Consider the following 16,107-nt stretch of genomic DNA (forward strand, 5'->3'; position numbering starts at 1 on the left):
ACAGTTTCGGCCAGACCGCAAGAGTGCCGATCAAGACAACAGTGCAGGTCCGGTTCGTTTCAGGAACATCAGTCCGGTTAGGCTCGAGACATGCATGCCTGGCCCGCTTCTGAGGTCCCCGCCCTTCCTGGCAAGGGCCGCGACCTCGAGATCCACGACACCGCGACCCAGGGGACGATCACCCTCGCCCCCGGTCCCGTCGCCCGCATCTACGTCTGCGGCATCACTCCGTACGACGCGACCCACATCGGTCACGCGGCGACCTACAACGCGTTCGACCTTGTGCAGCGCGTGTGGCTCGACACCAAGCGGCAGATTCACTACGTCCAGAACGTCACCGACGTGGACGACCCGCTCCTGGAGCGGGCGCTGCGCGACGGTCACGACTGGACGGAGCTCGCCGAGCGCGAGACCGCCCTCTTCCGCGAGGACATGACCGCCCTGCGCATGCTGCCGCCGCAGCACTACATCGGCGCCGTCGAGGCCATACCCGGCATCGTGCCGCTGGTCGAGCGGCTGCGGGACGCGGGCGCGGCGTACGAGCTGGACGGCGACGTCTACTTCTCGGTCGAGTCCGACCCGCACTTCGGGCAGGTCTCGAACCTCGACGCCGAGGCGATGAGGCTGCTTTCGGCGGAGCGGGGCGGCGACCCGGACCGGCCGGGGAAGAAGAACCCGCTGGACCCGATGCTGTGGATGGCCGCGCGTCCGGGCGAGCCGAGCTGGGACGGCGGCTCGCTGGGCCGCGGCCGGCCGGGTTGGCACATCGAGTGCGTGGCGATCGCCCTGGACCACCTGGGCATGGGCTTCGACATCCAGGGCGGCGGTTCCGACCTGGCCTTCCCGCACCACGAGATGGGCGCCTCGCACGCGCAGGCCCTGACCGGCGAGTTCCCGATGGCCAAGGCGTACGTACACGCCGGCATGGTCGCCCTGAACGGCGAGAAGATGTCGAAGTCGAAGGGCAACCTCGTCTTCGTGTCCGCGCTGCGGCGGGCCGGGGTCGACCCGGCGGCGATCCGCCTGGCGCTGCTGTCGCACCACTACCGGGCCGACTGGGAGTGGACGGACGAGGTCCTCGCCGAGGCGGTGGCCCGGCTGGAGCGCTGGCGCGCGGCGGTGTCCCGGCCGGACGGCGTCCCGGCGGACGCCCTGGTCGAGGAAGTCCGCGAGGCCCTCTCCCGCGACCTGGACGCGCCTGCCGCACTGGCCGCCGTGGACCGCTGGGTCGAGCTCCAGCTCGCCTCCGACGAGGACGACGAGTCGGCTCCGGGCCTGGTCTCCCGGACGGTGGACGCCCTCCTGGGCGTGGCCCTGTAACCTGCGGCGCCGGTGAAACGCCGACGGGGCTGGAATTGCGCTCAGCGCAATTCCAGCCCCGTCGGCGTTTGAGGCGCGGGGTGTGGGGCGGAGCCCCACGAGGCTAGACCTCCGGCGGGGTGTCCTCGTCCGGCGGGGGCGCGGCCGGGGGCTGCGGGTCCTCCCCGGAGACGTCCGGCTTGCGCTTCGGGGGGCGCGGGAGGCCGCTGGAGGGGTCCCGCAGGTACGAGGCGTCGCCCGGCTCCGCCGCCGGGTCACGGCGGCGCAGGTACCGCTCGAACTCCCGGGCGATGGCGTCTCCCGACGCCTCCGGCAGGTCGGCCGTGTCCCGCGCTTCCTCCAGCGTCTGGACGTACTCCGCCACCTCGCTGTCCTCCGCGGCCAGTTGGTCCACGCCCAGCTGCCACGCCCGGGCGTCCTCCGGGAGTTCGCCCAGCGGGATCCGGATGTCGATCAGGTCCTCCAGCCGGTTCAGGAGCGCCAGCGTGGCCTTGGGATTCGGCGGCTGGGACACGTAGTGGGGCACCGCCGCCCACAGCGAGACCGCCGGGACACCAGCGTGTGTACAGGCCTCCTGGAGGATGCCCACGATGCCGGTCGGGCCCTCGTACTTCGTCTCCTCCAGGTCCATCGTCCGCGCCAGGTCCGCGTCCGAGGTGACCCCGCTCACCGGAACCGGCCGCGTGTGCGGCGTGTCCCCGAGCAGCGCCCCCAGGATGACCACCATCTCCACGCCCAGTTCGTGCGCGAAGCCGAGGATCTCGTTGCAGAACGACCGCCACCGCATGGACGGTTCGATCCCGCGCACCAGCACCAGGTCCCGCGGTTTGGCGCCGCCGATCCGGACCACGGACAGCCGCGTCGTCGGCCAGGTGATCTTCCGTACCCCGTTGTCCAGCCACACCGTCGGCCGGTTGACCTGGAAGTCGTAGTAGTCCTCGGCGTCGAGCGCCGCGAACACCTCGCCCTTCCACTCCCGGTCCAGGTGTGCGACCGCACCGGAGGCCGCGTCACCCGCGTCGTTCCAGCCCTCGAACGCGGCCACCATGACCGGGTCGATCAGCTCGGGCATGCCCTCAAGCTCGATCACCCAGGTCTCCTTCCGAAGTTCCCTTGCGTACGTGGGTCAGCCTAAGCCTTGAGGGGACGTCGGCCACAGCCCACGACAGAGGGGCGGTTCCCCTCGGAACCGCCCCTCTTCCCCACCTGCGTGACAGCTATGCCTGGTGGCCCAGCATCTCCGCGACCCTGGCCCGAACGGCCTCGTCGTCCAGACCGCGGACTGTCACCGTCGTGCGCCGGCGCAGTACGTCGTCGACCGTCTGCGCCCACTCGTTGTCACGGGCGTAGGCGACCTGCGCCCAGATCTCCGGACCGTCCGGGTGGATGCGCTCGGCGAGCGCCGGGTCCTCGTTCGCGAGCCGTGCGATGTCGAAGGCCAGCGAACCGTAGTGCGAGGCCAGGTGGCGCGCGGTCAGCGGGTCCATCCGCGTGCCGGGCTCGCGGTCCACCAGCAGCCGGTGCGCGACCGCGTTCGGGTTGGCGACACCGGGCAGCGCGATCCGGCGTACGAGGGACTTCACCGGCTCCATGTCCTCGGTCAGCGGGGAGCCCGGGAGCTTGGCCAGCTTGTCCATGACCACGCGGCCGATGTGCCGGTACGTCGTCCACTTGCCGCCGGCCACCGACAGCATGCCGCCCGCGCCCTCGGAGACGACCGTCTCGCGCTTGGCCTTCTCCACGCCGCCGGGGCCGCCGGGCAGCACCCGCAGGCCCGCGAAGGCGTACGTCATCAGCGAGCGGTCCAGGTCCGCGTCCTTCACCGAGAAGGCCGCCTCGTCCAGGATCTGCTGGATGTCGGCCTCGGTGGCGCGCACGTCCGCCGGGTCGCCCTCGTACACCTCGTCGGTGGTGCCGAGCAGCAGCTGGTCCTCCCACGGGAGAGCGAAGGTGATGCGGTACTTGTCGATCGGGGTGGCCATGGCGGCCTTCCACGGCGACTTGCGCTTCATCACGATGTGCGCGCCCTTGGACAGGCGGATGGACGGCATCGAGTGCTTGTCTTCCATGCGCCGCAGGTGGTCCACCCACGGGCCGGTGGCGTTGAGCACGACGCGCGCGTCCACCCCGAACTCGGTGCCGTCCAGACGGTCCTTGAGCTCGGCGCCGGAGACCCGGCCGCGCGTCATGCGCAGCCCGGTGACCTCGGCGTGGTTGAGGACGACCGCGCCGGACTCGACGGCCGCGCGGACCGTCATGACGGCGACGCGGGAGTCGTTCATCTGGTGGTCGTAGTAGACCGCGACGGCCTTGAGGTTGTCCGTCTTCAGGCCCGGGTTGTCGGCGGCGGCGCGGGCCGGCGAGATGACCTTGCCGATGCCGTCGCCGAAGGCCGAGAGCGCCGAGTACGCGAACACGCCCGCGCCCAGCTTCGCCGCGCCGACCGGCCCGCCCTTGTAGACGGGCAGGTAGAAGGTGAGCGGGTTGACCAGGTGCGGGGCCACGTCCTTGGCCAGCACCCGGCGCTCGTGGTGGTTCTCGGCTACCAGCTTGACCGCGCCGGTCTGCAGGTAGCGCAGGCCGCCGTGGACGAGCTTGGAGGAGGCGGAGGAGGTGGCGCCGGCGAAGTCGCCGGCGTCCACCATGGCGACCCGCAGACCCGACTGCGCGGCGTGCCAGGCCACCGAGGTGCCCAGGATTCCACCGCCGATGACCAGCAGGTCGTACGTGGCCTTGGCCAGCTGCTCACGGGTCTCGGCGCGGCTCGGGTTCGAGCCGGCGGTCGGGTGCGTGCCCAGTGCGGTCACGCTCTGCGGGATGCTCATATCTCTCTTAGCTCCTCGTCGATTGACTCAGCTGAGTGCGGTCAGCTGGCGTCTTCGTCGTCGACCCAGCCCATGGACCGCTCCACGGCCTTGAGCCAGCTCTTGTACTCGCGGTCCCGCTGCTCGGCGGGCATCCGCGGGGTCCACTCCGCCGCGCGGCGCCAGTTGGCGCGCAGGGCGTCGGTGTCGGGCCAGAAGCCGACGGCCAGGCCGGCGGCGTAGGCGGCGCCGAGGCAGGTGGTCTCGGCGACCATCGGGCGCACCACGGGGGCGTCCAGGAAGTCCGAGAGCGTCTGCATCAGCAGGTTGTTGGAGGTCATGCCGCCGTCGACCTTCAGGGCCGCGAGCTCGACGCCCGAGTCCTTGGTCATGGCGTCGGTGATCTCACGGGTCTGCCAGGCGGTGGCCTCCAGGACGGCGCGGGCGATGTGCGCCTTGGTGACGTACCGGGTCAGGCCGGCGATCACACCGCGGGCGTCGGAGCGCCAGTACGGGGCGAACAGACCGGAGAAGGCCGGCACGAAGTAGGCGCCGCCGTTGTCCTCGACGGAGGAGGCCAGGGTCTCGATCTCGGCCGCGGACTTGATCAGGCCCATCTGGTCGCGCATCCACTGGACGAGCGAGCCGGTGACGGCGATGGAGCCCTCCAGCGCGTAGACCGGCTGCTGGTCGCCGATCTGGTAGCCGACCGTGGTCAGCAGGCCGCTGTAGGAGTTGATGATCTTGTCGCCGGTGTTCATCAGCATGAACGTTCCGGTGCCGTACGTGGACTTGGCCTCGCCCTCGGCGAAGCAGGTCTGGCCGAACAGCGCGGCCTGCTGGTCACCGAGCGCCGAGGCGACCGGGACACCGGCGAGGACGCCGTCCTTGACGTGGCCGTAGACCTCGGCGGAGGACTTGATCTCCGGGAGGACGTTGAGCGGGACGCCCATGGACTCGGCGATCTTCTCGTCCCAGGCCAGGGTGTGCAGGTTCATCAGCATGGTGCGCGAGGCGTTGGTGACGTCGGTGACGTGCACGCCGCCCTGGGCGCCGCCCGTGAGGTTCCAGATGACCCACGAGTCCATGGTGCCGAACAGGATGTCGCCGGCCTCGGCGCGCTCCCGCAGGCCCTCGACGTTGTCCAGCAGCCAGCGGACCTTCGGACCGGCGAAGTAGCTCGCCAGCGGCAGGCCGGTCTCGCGGCGGAAGCGGTCCTGGCCGACGTTGCGGCCGAGCTCCTTGCACAGGGTGTCCGTGCGGGTGTCCTGCCAGACCAGCGCGTTGTGCACCGGCTCGCCGGTGTTCTTGTCCCACAGGAGGGTGGTCTCGCGCTGGTTGGTGATGCCGACGGCCTTGACGTCGGCGGCGGTGATCTCGGCCTTGGCGATGGCCCCGGCGACGACCTCCTGGACGTTGGTCCAGATCTCGGTGGCGTCGTGCTCGACCCAGCCCGGCTTCGGGAAGATCTGCTCGTGCTCCTTCTGGTCGACGGCGACGATGCGGCCGTCGCGGTCGAAGACGATGCAGCGGGAGGAGGTGGTGCCCTGGTCGATCGCGGCGATGAAGGGGCCGGTGCTGCTGGTCATGTGGCTGCTCCTGGCAGGTCTGTGGGTAGGCGGAATCAGGATGCGGTGCGGATCTTACGAGCGCGGGCCGATGCTGATCAGGCGAACGCGATGTTGTACAGACCGCCGGCTATGACGGCACCGACGAGCGGGCCGACGACCGGGATCCAGGAGTACCCCCAGTCCGAGCCGCCCTTGTTGGGCAGCGGGAGCAGGGCGTGCACGATGCGCGGACCGAGGTCGCGGACCGGGTTGATGGCGTAGCCGGTCGGACCGCCCAGCGAGAGGCCGATGCCGACGACCACGAACGAGGTGATCAGGACGCCGATGACACCGAGGCCCTTGCCGCCGTCCTGCAGGCCCTGGGTGAGGATCGCCAGGACCAGGACGAACGTACCGATGATCTCGGTGGCGAGGTTCTGGACGACGTTGCGGATCTCGGGGCCGGTGGAGAAGATCCCGAGCACGGGGCCCGCCTGGTCGTGCGGGTGCGGGTCCTCCGGGCCGAGCTTGGCGTCACGGATGTTCTCCGGGTCCGCCAGGTGCACCCGGAACTGGCCGTAGTAGGTGATCCACATCAGGACCGCGCCGAGCATTGCGCCGAGCAGCTGGCCGGCGAAGTAGACCGGTACGTCGCTCCAGTCGCTGTTCGTGACGGCGATGCCGACGGTGACGGCCGGGTTGAGGTGCGCGCCGGAGAGCGGGGCGGCCACGTAGGCGGCGATCAGTACGGCGAAACCCCAGCCGAAGGTGATCGCGAGCCAGCCCGCGTTGCGGGCCTTGGAGCTCTTGAGCGTCAGTGCGGCGCAGACGCCACCGCCGAGCAGGGTGAGCAGGGCGGTACCGATGGTCTCGCCGATGAAGATGTCGGAGCTGGACACCCGCGACTCCTTACGTACGTCCAGGGGTGGGCGGACACCGGGTCCCTCCGGTGGTCCACGCACTCGGTGAGTGCTGCACCGGTCCTTGGCCTCGTCACACCCTAACGCGTATTGCCGGTAGGTGTTCGACAATGCCGACCGATGAACGGCAGTTTTCCGCCTAGGTGAAGAACGCGTCAAGGGTCGACCAGGTCAAAGAACCGGATCGTTACCACTCCGGACGATCGCCCAAATCAAGCCAATGAACGATCAGAAAATGACAAAATCCACCCAATTGGCACACAAGGTGGCCACTGGGTGGATCGGATGGGGTCAGGTCAAGCTCAGAACCGGCCCGCCCCGAGATCGCGTGAAACCGACCTTGCGCAGTCCCGTACGGAGGCCACCAGGGCCGCCCGGGGCTCCCCGGACTCCCCGCAGACCCGCTCCACGGCACCCGCGACCGCCACCGCGCCGACCGGCATCCGGCGCCGGTCGTGGATGGGCGCGGCCACCGAGGCGATGCCGTCCCAGGTCTCCTCGACATCGGCGGCCCAGCCGCGCGCCCGGGTCAGCTCCAGGACCTCCTCGAACCCCCGGCCGTCGGTGACCGTACGGGGCGTGAACGCCTCCCGCTCGACCTCCACGGCCTGCGTGTGCGCGACCGGATCGTAGGCCGACAGCACCTTGCCCAGGGCCGTGGAGTGAAGCGGCTGCATGGCCCCCACCTCCAGCACCTGACGGCTGTCGTCGGGCCGGAACACGTGGTGCATGATCAGCACCCCGCTCTTGTGCAGCACGCCCACGTACACGCTCTCGCCGCTCGCCCGGGCCAGGTCGTCCGTCCAGACCAGGGCGCGGGCCCGCAGCTCGTGCACGTCGAGGTAGCTGTTGCCCAGGCGCAGCAGCTCCGCGCCCAGCTGGTAGCGGCCGGAGGCCGGGTCCTGCTCCACGAAGCCCTCGGCCTGCAGGGTGCGCAGGATCCCGTGCGCCGTGCCCTTGGCCAGGCCCAGGGAGGACGCCACATCCGACAGGCCCAGCCGGCGTTCCCCGCCCGCCAGGAGCCGCAGCATCGCAGCGGCTCGTTCGAGCGACTGGATGTTCCGTGCCATCGCGCAGCCTCCTGCTGACGTAGTTCGACAATGCTGAACACTATCGGTCGATGTCGACCTTGTGCATGGTCGGGCAGTCCGGAGCCTCGTTCGAGTCGACCCAGCCGAGCGACACGCCCGAGCCGACACACCCGAGCGGACGTCCCGCGCAAAGGATGCAGTCCGCCACGTGGGACACCCTCACCGGGTCAGGTGCCGCGCGGTTACCCTGGCCGCGTGCACCCTTGACACAGAGGGGGTGCAAAGCCGACAGCCGTCGCATCCCAGGGAGCTCAACCATGGCCTCGTTGCCGAACCCGCCCGCTGACACCCAGACCCGGGCCGATGCCCTCCGAGAGGCGCTCGCCACCCGTGTGGTCGTCGCCGACGGAGCCATGGGAACGATGCTCCAGGCGCAGGACCCCTCGATGGAGGACTTCCAGCAGCTCGAAGGATGCAACGAGGTCCTCAACGTCACCCGTCCGGACATCGTGCGCACCGTCCACGAGGCGTACTTCTCCGTGGGCGTGGACTGCGTCGAGACGAACACCTTCGGTGCGAACTACGCCGCGCTCGCCGAGTACGACATCGCCGAACGCAACTTCGAGCTCTCCGAGGCCGGCGCCCGGATCGCCCGCGAGGTCGCCGACGAGTTCACCGCCTCCACCGGACAGCAGCGCTGGGTCCTGGGCTCCATCGGCCCCGGCACCAAGCTGCCCACCCTCGGGCACATCACCTACGACAAGATCCGCGACGCCTACCAGGTCAACGCGGAGGGCCTGCTGACCGGCGGCGCCGACGCGCTGCTGGTGGAGACCACGCAGGACCTGCTCCAGACCAAGTCCTCCATCATCGGCGCCCGCCGCGCCATGGAGGCACTCGGCGTCACCGTCCCGCTGATCTGTTCGGTGACGGTGGAGACGACCGGCACGATGCTGCTGGGTTCGGAGATCGGTGCGGCGCTCACGGCGCTCGAGCCGCTGGGCATCGACATGATCGGCCTGAACTGCGCCACCGGTCCAGCGGAGATGAGCGAGCACCTGCGCTACCTGGCGCGCAACGCCCGCATCCCGCTCTCCTGCATGCCCAACGCCGGCCTGCCCGTCCTGACCAAGGACGGCGCGCACTACCCGCTGAGCGCCCCCGAGCTCGCCGACGCCCAGGAGACCTTCGTCCGCGAGTACGGACTCTCCCTGGTCGGCGGCTGCTGCGGTACGACTCCGGAGCACCTGCGGCAGGTCGTGGAGCGCGTTCGCGGCACCGCGATCACTCAGCGGACCCCCCAGCCCGAGCCCGGCGCGGCCTCCCTCTATCAGACGGTGCCGTTCCGGCAGGACACCTCGTACATGGCGATCGGTGAGCGGACGAACGCGAACGGGTCGAAGAAGTTCCGTGAGGCGATGCTGGATGCCCGCTGGGACGACTGTGTGGAGATGGCGCGGGACCAGATCCGTGAGGGCGCGCACATGCTGGACCTGTGCGTGGACTACGTGGGCCGTGACGGTGTCGCGGACATGGAGGAGCTGGCGGGGCGTTTCGCGACGGCCTCGACGCTGCCGATCGTGCTGGACTCCACCGAGGTTCCGGTGATCCAGGCGGGTCTGGAGAAGCTGGGCGGGCGTGCGGTCATCAACTCGGTGAACTACGAGGACGGTGACGGTCCGGAGTCGCGTTTCGCGAAGGTGACGGGGCTGGCGCGGGAGCACGGGGCGGCGCTGATCGCGCTGACCATCGACGAGGAGGGCCAGGCCCGGACCGTCGAGCACAAGGTCGCCATCGCCGAACGCCTCATCGACGACCTGACGGGGAACTGGGGGATCCACGAGTCGGACATCCTCATCGACACCCTGACCTTCACGATCTGCACCGGCCAGGAGGAGTCCCGGGGCGACGGCATCGCCACGATCGAGGCGATCCGTGAGCTCAAGCGCCGCCACCCGGACGTCCAGACCACGCTGGGTCTGTCGAACATTTCGTTCGGGCTGAATCCGGCTGCCCGTGTGCTGCTGAACTCGGTGTTCCTTGACGAGTGTGTCAAGGCGGGTCTGGATTCGGCGATCGTGCACGCGTCGAAGATCCTGCCGATCGCCCGGTTCGACGAGGAGCAGGTCACCACCGCGCTGGACCTGATCTACGACCGGCGGGCCGAGGGCTATGACCCGCTGCAGAAGCTGATGGCGCTGTTCGAGGGCGTGAACACCAAGTCGATGAAGGCCGGCCGCGCCGAGGAACTCCTCGCGCTGCCGCTGGACGAGCGGCTGCAGCGGCGGATCATCGACGGTGAGAAGAACGGCCTGGAGGCCGACCTCGCCGAGGCCCTCCAGACCCGTCCCGCGCTCGACATCGTCAACGACACGCTGCTGGAGGGCATGAAGGTCGTCGGTGAGCTGTTCGGCTCCGGCCAGATGCAGCTGCCGTTCGTGCTGCAGTCGGCCGAGGTCATGAAGACGGCGGTCGCCTATCTCGAGCCGCACATGGAGAAGACCGACGACGAGGGCAAGGGCACCATCGTGCTTGCGACGGTGCGCGGCGACGTCCATGACATCGGCAAGAACCTGGTCGACATCATCTTGACCAACAACGGCTACAACGTCGTGAACATCGGCATCAAGCAGCCGGTGTCCGCGATCCTGGAGGCCGCGCAGGAGCACCGGGCCGACGTGATCGGCATGTCCGGTCTGCTGGTGAAGTCGACCGTGATCATGAAGGAGAACCTGCAGGAGCTCAACCAGCGCAAGCTGGCCGCCGACTACCCGGTCATCCTCGGCGGCGCCGCCCTGACCCGCGCCTACGTCGAACAGGACCTCCACGAAATCTACGAAGGCGAAGTCCGCTACGCCCGCGACGCCTTCGAAGGCCTGCGCCTGATGGACGCCCTCATCGCCGTCAAGCGCGGAGTCCCCGGAGCCTCCCTGCCCGAGCTCAAGCAGCGCCGCGTCGCCAAGAGGGACACGCCCGTCCTCCAGGTGGACGAGCCGGAGGAGCCCGGTGGCCGCTCGGACGTCTCCGTCGACAACCCCGTCCCCACCCCGCCGTTCTGGGGCACCCGCGTGGTCAAGGGCATCCCGCTCAAGGACTACTCCTCCTGGCTCGACGAGGGAGCCCTCTTCAAGGGCCAGTGGGGCCTCAAGCAGGCCCGCGCGGGCGGAGCCACGTACGAGGAGCTCGTCGAGACCGAGGGACGCCCGCGCCTGCGCGGCCTCCTCGACAAGCTGCACACCGAGAACCTCCTCGAGGCCGCGGTCGTCTACGGCTACTTCCCCTGCGTGTCCAAGGGCGAGGACCTGATCATCCTCGACGAGCAGGGCAACGAGCGGACCCGCTTCACCTTCCCGCGCCAGCGCCGCGGCCGCCGCCTGTGCCTCGCGGACTTCTTCCGCCCCGAGGAGTCCGGCGAGACCGACGTCGTCGGCCTCCAGGTCGTCACCGTGGGGTCGAAGATCGGCGAGGCCACCGCCAAGCTGTTCGAGTCCGACTCCTACCGCGAGTACCTGGAGCTGCACGGCCTGTCCGTCCAGCTGGCCGAGGCCATGGCCGAGTACTGGCACGCCCGCGTCCGCGCCGAGCTCGGATTCGGCGGGGAGGACCCGGCCGCGGTCGAGGACATGTTCGACCTCAAGTACCGCGGTGCCCGCTTCTCGCTCGGCTACGGCGCCTGCCCCGACCTGGAGGACCGCGCGAAGATCGCCGACCTCCTCGAGCCGGAGCGGATCGGCGTCCACCTGTCCGAGGAGTTCCAGCTCCACCCCGAGCAGTCCACCGACGCGATCGTCATCCACCACCCCGAAGCGAAGTATTTCAACGCACGCTGAGGCGGACCGGCGTACACTGGTCGGTCCCATACAGGCCGGTCACCTGTTCCCGAGGGGATGTCCCCGCGGGTGGAGGTGACCGGCCTTCTCGTCCCCTGAAAGAGGCGTGCGCATGACCAGCACCGTTCCCGTCCCCGTGGTCCGTACGGCCGACGGGCACGCCCTTCAGGCGGTGCTGCTGGACATGGACGGCACCCTCGTCGACACCGAGGGATTCTGGTGGGAGATCGAGGCGCAGATCTTCCAGGAGCTCGGACACCGGCTCGAGGAATCCTGGAGGGATGTGGTCGTCGGCGGCCCCATGAGCCGCAGCGCCGCGTTCCTGATCGAGGCCACCGGCGCGTCCATCGGCCTCGCCGAGCTCAGCGTGCTCCTCAACGAGCGCTTCGAGGCCCGCATCGCCGACCAGGTTCCGCTGATGCCCGGCGCCGAGCGGCTCCTGAGTGAGCTGGCCCGGCACAACGTGCCCACCGCCCTCGTCTCCGCCTCGCACCGGCGCGTCATCGACCAGGTGCTGCTCACCCTCGGCCGGGACCGCTTCACGATGACGGTCGCCGGGGACGAGGTGGCCCGTACCAAGCCGCACCCCGACCCGTACCTGCTCGCCGCCAGCACCCTCGGCGCCCACCCCTCCCGGTGCGCCGTCATCGAGGACACCGCCACCGGCGTGGCCGCCGCCGAGGCCGCCGGCTGCCGGGTCGTGGCCGTCCCCTCGGTCGGCCACATCGAGGCCGCCCCGGGCCGGACGATCGTGCGCTCGCTGGAGGAAGTCGACCTGCCCTTCCTGCGGTCCCTCATCAGCCCGCTGAACTGAGCGCGCCGCACCACGCACGGATACGCCTCGTACACGCTCTGTACCGAACAGAACGCCGTAGGACCGAGGTCCCACCAGAGGATTTTCCGTGCCCCGCCCCGGAGGCTGAAATTCCATCCCTTCCGGGGCAGTTGTCCCAGGTGACCTTAGTCACCCGTCAAGCCCCCGAGACACCTGTCCGGGGGCTTCTTCGGCTTCCCTTGTGTCCGGATTGATCAGCTCCTGACCGAATCTGCGTGGACCTCCACATAGACAGCCAGTCCGCTCCCATCACCGTGCGATTACGCCCCAAGTCCGGCCAGTTCCAGCCATCCCGTCCCGGGCCACTAGTGTCGAGCTCGGCACTGCGCCGCACCTCAGCCGTCCCGGACACACACCCCTGTGCCGGGACGCAGTGGACCGATCGTCATACCACCGGCCCGATCGTTCCGCCCTGAACGGGCGACCGTCGCGAAGTGCCCTTTACGCCGCTTTGACCAAGTGCCGGGTACAGGGAGTTCTTCCAGCATGAACCGCAAGACCATGGTGCTGACGGCCGCGGCCGGACTGCTCACGCCCACGCTCGCCGCATGCGGCAGCGCCAGTGGCGGAGGAGCGGGATCCGGGGCGATCGTCGTCGGGACCACCGACCGGTTCGAGGCCGCCGAGTTCGCCCCCGCCCCGTTCGACCCGGCGTACGCCTACGACGCCGGCGCCTGGAACGTCCTGCGCCAGACCGTCCAGACCCTGATGCACACCCCGCGCGGCGGCGGCCAGCCCGTCCCCGAAGCGGCCTCCGACTGCCGCTTCACCGACACCGGCAACGAGAGCTACCGCTGCACCCTGCGCCCCGGTCTGAAGTTCGCGAGCGGCGACCCCCTCACCGCCAAGGACGTCAAGTTCTCCATTGACCGGGTCCGCGCCATCAAGGACGAGAACGGCCCGTCCTCGCTGCTCTCCACGCTCGACAGCGTCGAGGCCAAGGGCGCCGACACCGTCGTCTTCCACCTGAAGACGCCGGACGCGACCTTCCCGTACAAGCTCTCCACCCCCGCCACCGGCATCGTCAGCGAGAAGAGCTACGACGCCAAGAAGCTCCGCGAGGGCTTCGAGGTCGACGGCTCCGGCCCGTACACGATGAAGGCCGAGGTCAAGGACAACCACCTCGTCCGGGCCGTCTTCAGCAAGAACCCGAACTACAAGGGCGACCTCAAGCTCCAGAACGACAAGGTCGAACTGCGGACCTTCGCAGACTCCGGCGCCATGGGCACGGCACTCACCGACGGCAAGATCCACATGGTCTCCCGCACCCTGTCGCCCGCCCAGATCGCCGACTTCGCGGGCAAGCCCCCCAAGGGCGTCAAGCTCGTCCAGATGCCCGGCCTGGAGATCCGCTACATCGGCTTCAACACCGAGGCCCCGGTCGTCAAGGACAAGGCCGTACGCCAGGCCCTCGCCGCTGCCGTCGACCGCAACGCCCTCATCTCCAAGGTCTACGGCAAGTCCGCGCAGCCGCTCTACTCGCTGGTCCCCACCAACGTGACCGGCCACGTCAACTCCTTCTTCAGCAAGTACGGCGAGGCCAACACCACCAAGGCCGCCGCCCTGCTGAAGGACGCCGGGATCAAGACCCCGGTCAAGCTGACGCTCCACTACACCAACGACCACTACGGCGACGGAACGGCCGCCGAGTTCGAGGCCCTCAAGGCCCAGCTGAACTCCACCCAGCTGTTCGACATCACCGTCCAGGGCAGCGACTGGGCCGACTTCCGGCCCGCGCAGAAGAAGGGCGACCACGCCGCCTACGGGCTCGGCTGGTTCCCCGACTACCCGGACGCCGACAACTTCCTCGCCCCGTTCCTGGAGCAGGACAACTTCCTGGGCACGCCGTACGCCAACAGTGCGGTGCGCACCAGGCTCCTCCCCGAATCCCGGCGCGCCGTCGACCGCAACGTCGCCGGCCCCGCGATCGCGGAGATACAGGACATCGTCGCCGAGGACGTACCCGTCCTGCCCCTGTGGCAGGGCAAGCAGTACGTCGCCGCACGCGACGGGATCACCGGAGTGGAGTGGTCGGTCAACGCCATCTCCGACCTCCAGCTGTGGGAGCTCGGCCGGGGTGTCAGCGGCTGAGCACGGCAACAACCGGCAGCGGGTGTCGCGAGCCGGCGGAACGAAACAGTTCGACTGTGAAGGACGAATCCGTGAATCGACGTAACCAGTGGCTGGCGGCCCCGCTCGGGGCGGCCACCGCCGCCGCGCTGCTCAGCGGTTGCGGCTCGACCGATGGCTCCAATGCCGGCAGCGGCAAGGGCGTGGTCATGGGCATATCCGACAAGGTGAAGTCCACCGACCCCGCGTCGGGCTACGACCCGGGCTCCTGGCTGCTCTTCAACAACGTCTTCCAGTCGCTGCTGAGCTTCCCCAAGGGCGGCATCACCCCCGAGCCCGACGCCGCCCAGAGCTGCGGCTTCGAGGGCGGCGACAGCAAGCTGTACAAGTGCGTCCTGCGGCCCGGCCTGAAGTTCAGCAACGGCCACAGCCTCACCTCGAAGGACGTCAAGTTCTCCTTCGAGCGCACGCTGAAGATCAACGACGAGAACGGCCCGGCCGTGCTGCTCTCGTCGATCGCCGGCATCGACGCCCCCGACGACAAGACCGTCGTCTTCCGCCTCAAGACGTCCGACGCCACCTTCCCGAGCAAGATCGCCTCGGGTGCGGGCTCCATCGTCGACCACAGCGAGTACCCGGCCGACAAGCTGCGCACGGACAACAAGGCGATCGGCTCCGGCGTCTACAAGCTGGAGTCGTTCAGCGAGAAGAGCGCCAGCTTCTCGGTCAACGAGTCCTACACCGGCAAGGCCAAGGCCAAGAACACCGGCGTCACGCTGAAGTTCTTCAACGGCGACCAGGCCGGCCTCAAGTCGGTCCTGGACAGCGGGGACATCGACTTCGCCTTCCGCGGCCTGGCCGCCAAGGACATCGCCGCCCTCGCCTCGACCAAGACCGGCGACAACAAGGTCGACGTCGTCCAAGGCACCGGCGCCGAGGTCGAGCACATGGTCTTCAACGTCAACGACCCCGTTGTCGGCAAGCTGCCCGTCCGCAAGGCCATCGCCTACCTCGTGGACCGCGAGGCGCTCGTCAAGGACGTGTACGCGGGCACCGCCGCCCCGCTGTACTCCATCGTCCCGGCCGGCATCGCCGGACACACCACCCCCTTCTTCGACCGCTACGGCGGCAGCCCGCAGGTCGAGAAGGCCAAGGCCGTCCTCAAGGCCGCCGGCATCAGCGGCAAGATCAAGCTGGCCCTGTGGTCCACCCCGTCCCGCTACGGGCCCTCCACCGACCAGCAGTTCGAAGTCATCGCCAAGCAGCTCAACGACAGCGGCCTCTTCGAGGCCGAGATGAAGTCCGTCGAGTTCGAGCAGTACGAGAAGGACATCGCGGACGGCAAGTACGGCGTCTACGTGAAGGGCTGGGTCCCGGACTACCCGGACGCCGACAACTTCACCCAGCCGTTCTTCGGCCCCGGCAACGTCCTGGGCAACAACTACGACAACAAGGAGATCAGCGGGACGATCATCCCGTCGACCTCCGCGAAGTCCGACCGCACCGCGGCCAACATCGACTACAACCGGCTCCAGGAGATCGTCGCCGAGGAGATCCCGATCCTCCCGCTCTGGCAGGGCAAGCAGTACGCCGTCACCCGCCAGAACGTGACCGGCCTCCAGTGGTCCCTCGACGCCTCGACCGTCTTCCGCTTCTGGGAGATCAGCAAGGGCTGACCCGCCCTCAGGCAACGCACAACGGGCCGGCAACCGCACCACGCGGTTGCCGGCCCGTTCCGTTCGGACTC

Annotated in this window: 10 protein-coding genes; 5 read left to right on the forward strand and 5 right to left on the reverse strand. The window is 69.2% G+C overall.

Annotated elements, in window-relative coordinates; genetic code table 11:
- The first annotated feature begins 90 nt into the window (after nt 1-90).
- The gene (mshC, locus tag JIW86_RS30725; protein WP_215141368.1) at nt 91-1,320 is read left to right on the forward strand and encodes a cysteine--1-D-myo-inosityl 2-amino-2-deoxy-alpha-D-glucopyranoside ligase; all 1,230 of its coding nucleotides are present in this window, start codon (nt 91-93) and stop codon (nt 1,318-1,320) included.
- A gap of 103 nt (nt 1,321-1,423) precedes the next feature.
- Here the strand turns inward: mshC and JIW86_RS30730 are convergent, their stop codons facing one another.
- From JIW86_RS30730 to JIW86_RS30750, 5 genes are all read right to left on the reverse strand, one after another.
- Complete coding sequence (locus JIW86_RS30730; protein WP_416237622.1) at nt 1,424-2,410, reverse strand: PAC2 family protein; 987 nt, start codon at nt 2,408-2,410, stop codon at nt 1,424-1,426.
- A 127-nt stretch (nt 2,411-2,537) separates the two neighbouring features.
- Nucleotides 2,538-4,145, reverse strand: coding sequence for a glycerol-3-phosphate dehydrogenase/oxidase (locus tag JIW86_RS30735; RefSeq protein ID WP_215141358.1), 1,608 nt, complete (start codon nt 4,143-4,145; stop codon nt 2,538-2,540).
- A 41-nt stretch (nt 4,146-4,186) separates the two neighbouring features.
- Entirely contained in the window at nt 4,187-5,713 is a 1,527-nt protein-coding gene (gene glpK / locus JIW86_RS30740; RefSeq protein ID WP_215141356.1) for a glycerol kinase GlpK, read from the reverse strand.
- A gap of 77 nt (nt 5,714-5,790) precedes the next feature.
- The gene (locus tag JIW86_RS30745; RefSeq protein ID WP_257557022.1) at nt 5,791-6,573 is read right to left on the reverse strand and encodes an MIP/aquaporin family protein; all 783 of its coding nucleotides are present in this window, start codon (nt 6,571-6,573) and stop codon (nt 5,791-5,793) included.
- 323 nt (nt 6,574-6,896) lie between these two features.
- Nucleotides 6,897-7,664, reverse strand: coding sequence for an IclR family transcriptional regulator (locus tag JIW86_RS30750; protein ID WP_215141353.1), 768 nt, complete (start codon nt 7,662-7,664; stop codon nt 6,897-6,899).
- A gap of 278 nt (nt 7,665-7,942) precedes the next feature.
- Here JIW86_RS30750 and metH point away from each other — a divergent pair, with 278 nt between their 5' ends.
- The 4 genes from metH (at nt 7,943) to JIW86_RS30770 (ending at nt 16,036) form a co-directional block, all read left to right on the forward strand.
- A complete protein-coding gene (gene metH / locus JIW86_RS30755; RefSeq protein WP_257557023.1) occupies nt 7,943-11,455 on the forward strand; it encodes a methionine synthase in 3,513 nt (1,170 codons plus the stop codon).
- Between the two features lie 112 nt (nt 11,456-11,567).
- Nucleotides 11,568-12,269: an HAD family hydrolase gene (locus JIW86_RS30760; protein ID WP_215140771.1), complete on the forward strand. Its 702-nt coding sequence runs from the start codon at nt 11,568-11,570 to the stop codon at nt 12,267-12,269.
- 507 nt (nt 12,270-12,776) lie between these two features.
- On the forward strand, nt 12,777-14,381 hold the full coding sequence (locus tag JIW86_RS30765; protein WP_257557025.1) for an ABC transporter substrate-binding protein: 1,605 nt from the start codon (nt 12,777-12,779) through the stop codon (nt 14,379-14,381).
- Nucleotides 14,382-14,452: 71 nt separating this feature from the next.
- Nucleotides 14,453-16,036 carry an ABC transporter substrate-binding protein gene (locus tag JIW86_RS30770; protein ID WP_257557026.1) on the forward strand — a complete coding sequence of 528 codons (1,584 nt, stop codon included), beginning with the start codon at nt 14,453-14,455 and terminating at the stop codon, nt 16,034-16,036.
- The last annotated feature ends 71 nt before the right edge of the window (nt 16,037-16,107 follow it).

Source organism: Streptomyces sp. NBC_00162 (assembly GCF_024611995.1).
Taxonomy (GTDB): Bacteria; Actinomycetota; Actinomycetes; order Streptomycetales; family Streptomycetaceae; genus Streptomyces.

Coding starts and splice junctions, on each gene's coding strand:
- mshC (WP_215141368.1), top strand. CDS start 91: ATGCATGCCTGGCCCGCTTCTGAGGTCCCCGCCCTTCCTGGCAAGGGC.
- JIW86_RS30735 (WP_215141358.1), bottom strand. CDS start 4,145: ATGAGCATCCCGCAGAGCGTGACCGCACTGGGCACGCACCCGACCGCC.
- glpK (WP_215141356.1), bottom strand. CDS start 5,713: ATGACCAGCAGCACCGGCCCCTTCATCGCCGCGATCGACCAGGGCACC.
- JIW86_RS30750 (WP_215141353.1), bottom strand. CDS start 7,664: ATGGCACGGAACATCCAGTCGCTCGAACGAGCCGCTGCGATGCTGCGG.
- metH (WP_257557023.1), top strand. CDS start 7,943: ATGGCCTCGTTGCCGAACCCGCCCGCTGACACCCAGACCCGGGCCGAT.
- JIW86_RS30760 (WP_215140771.1), top strand. CDS start 11,568: ATGACCAGCACCGTTCCCGTCCCCGTGGTCCGTACGGCCGACGGGCAC.
- JIW86_RS30765 (WP_257557025.1), top strand. CDS start 12,777: ATGAACCGCAAGACCATGGTGCTGACGGCCGCGGCCGGACTGCTCACG.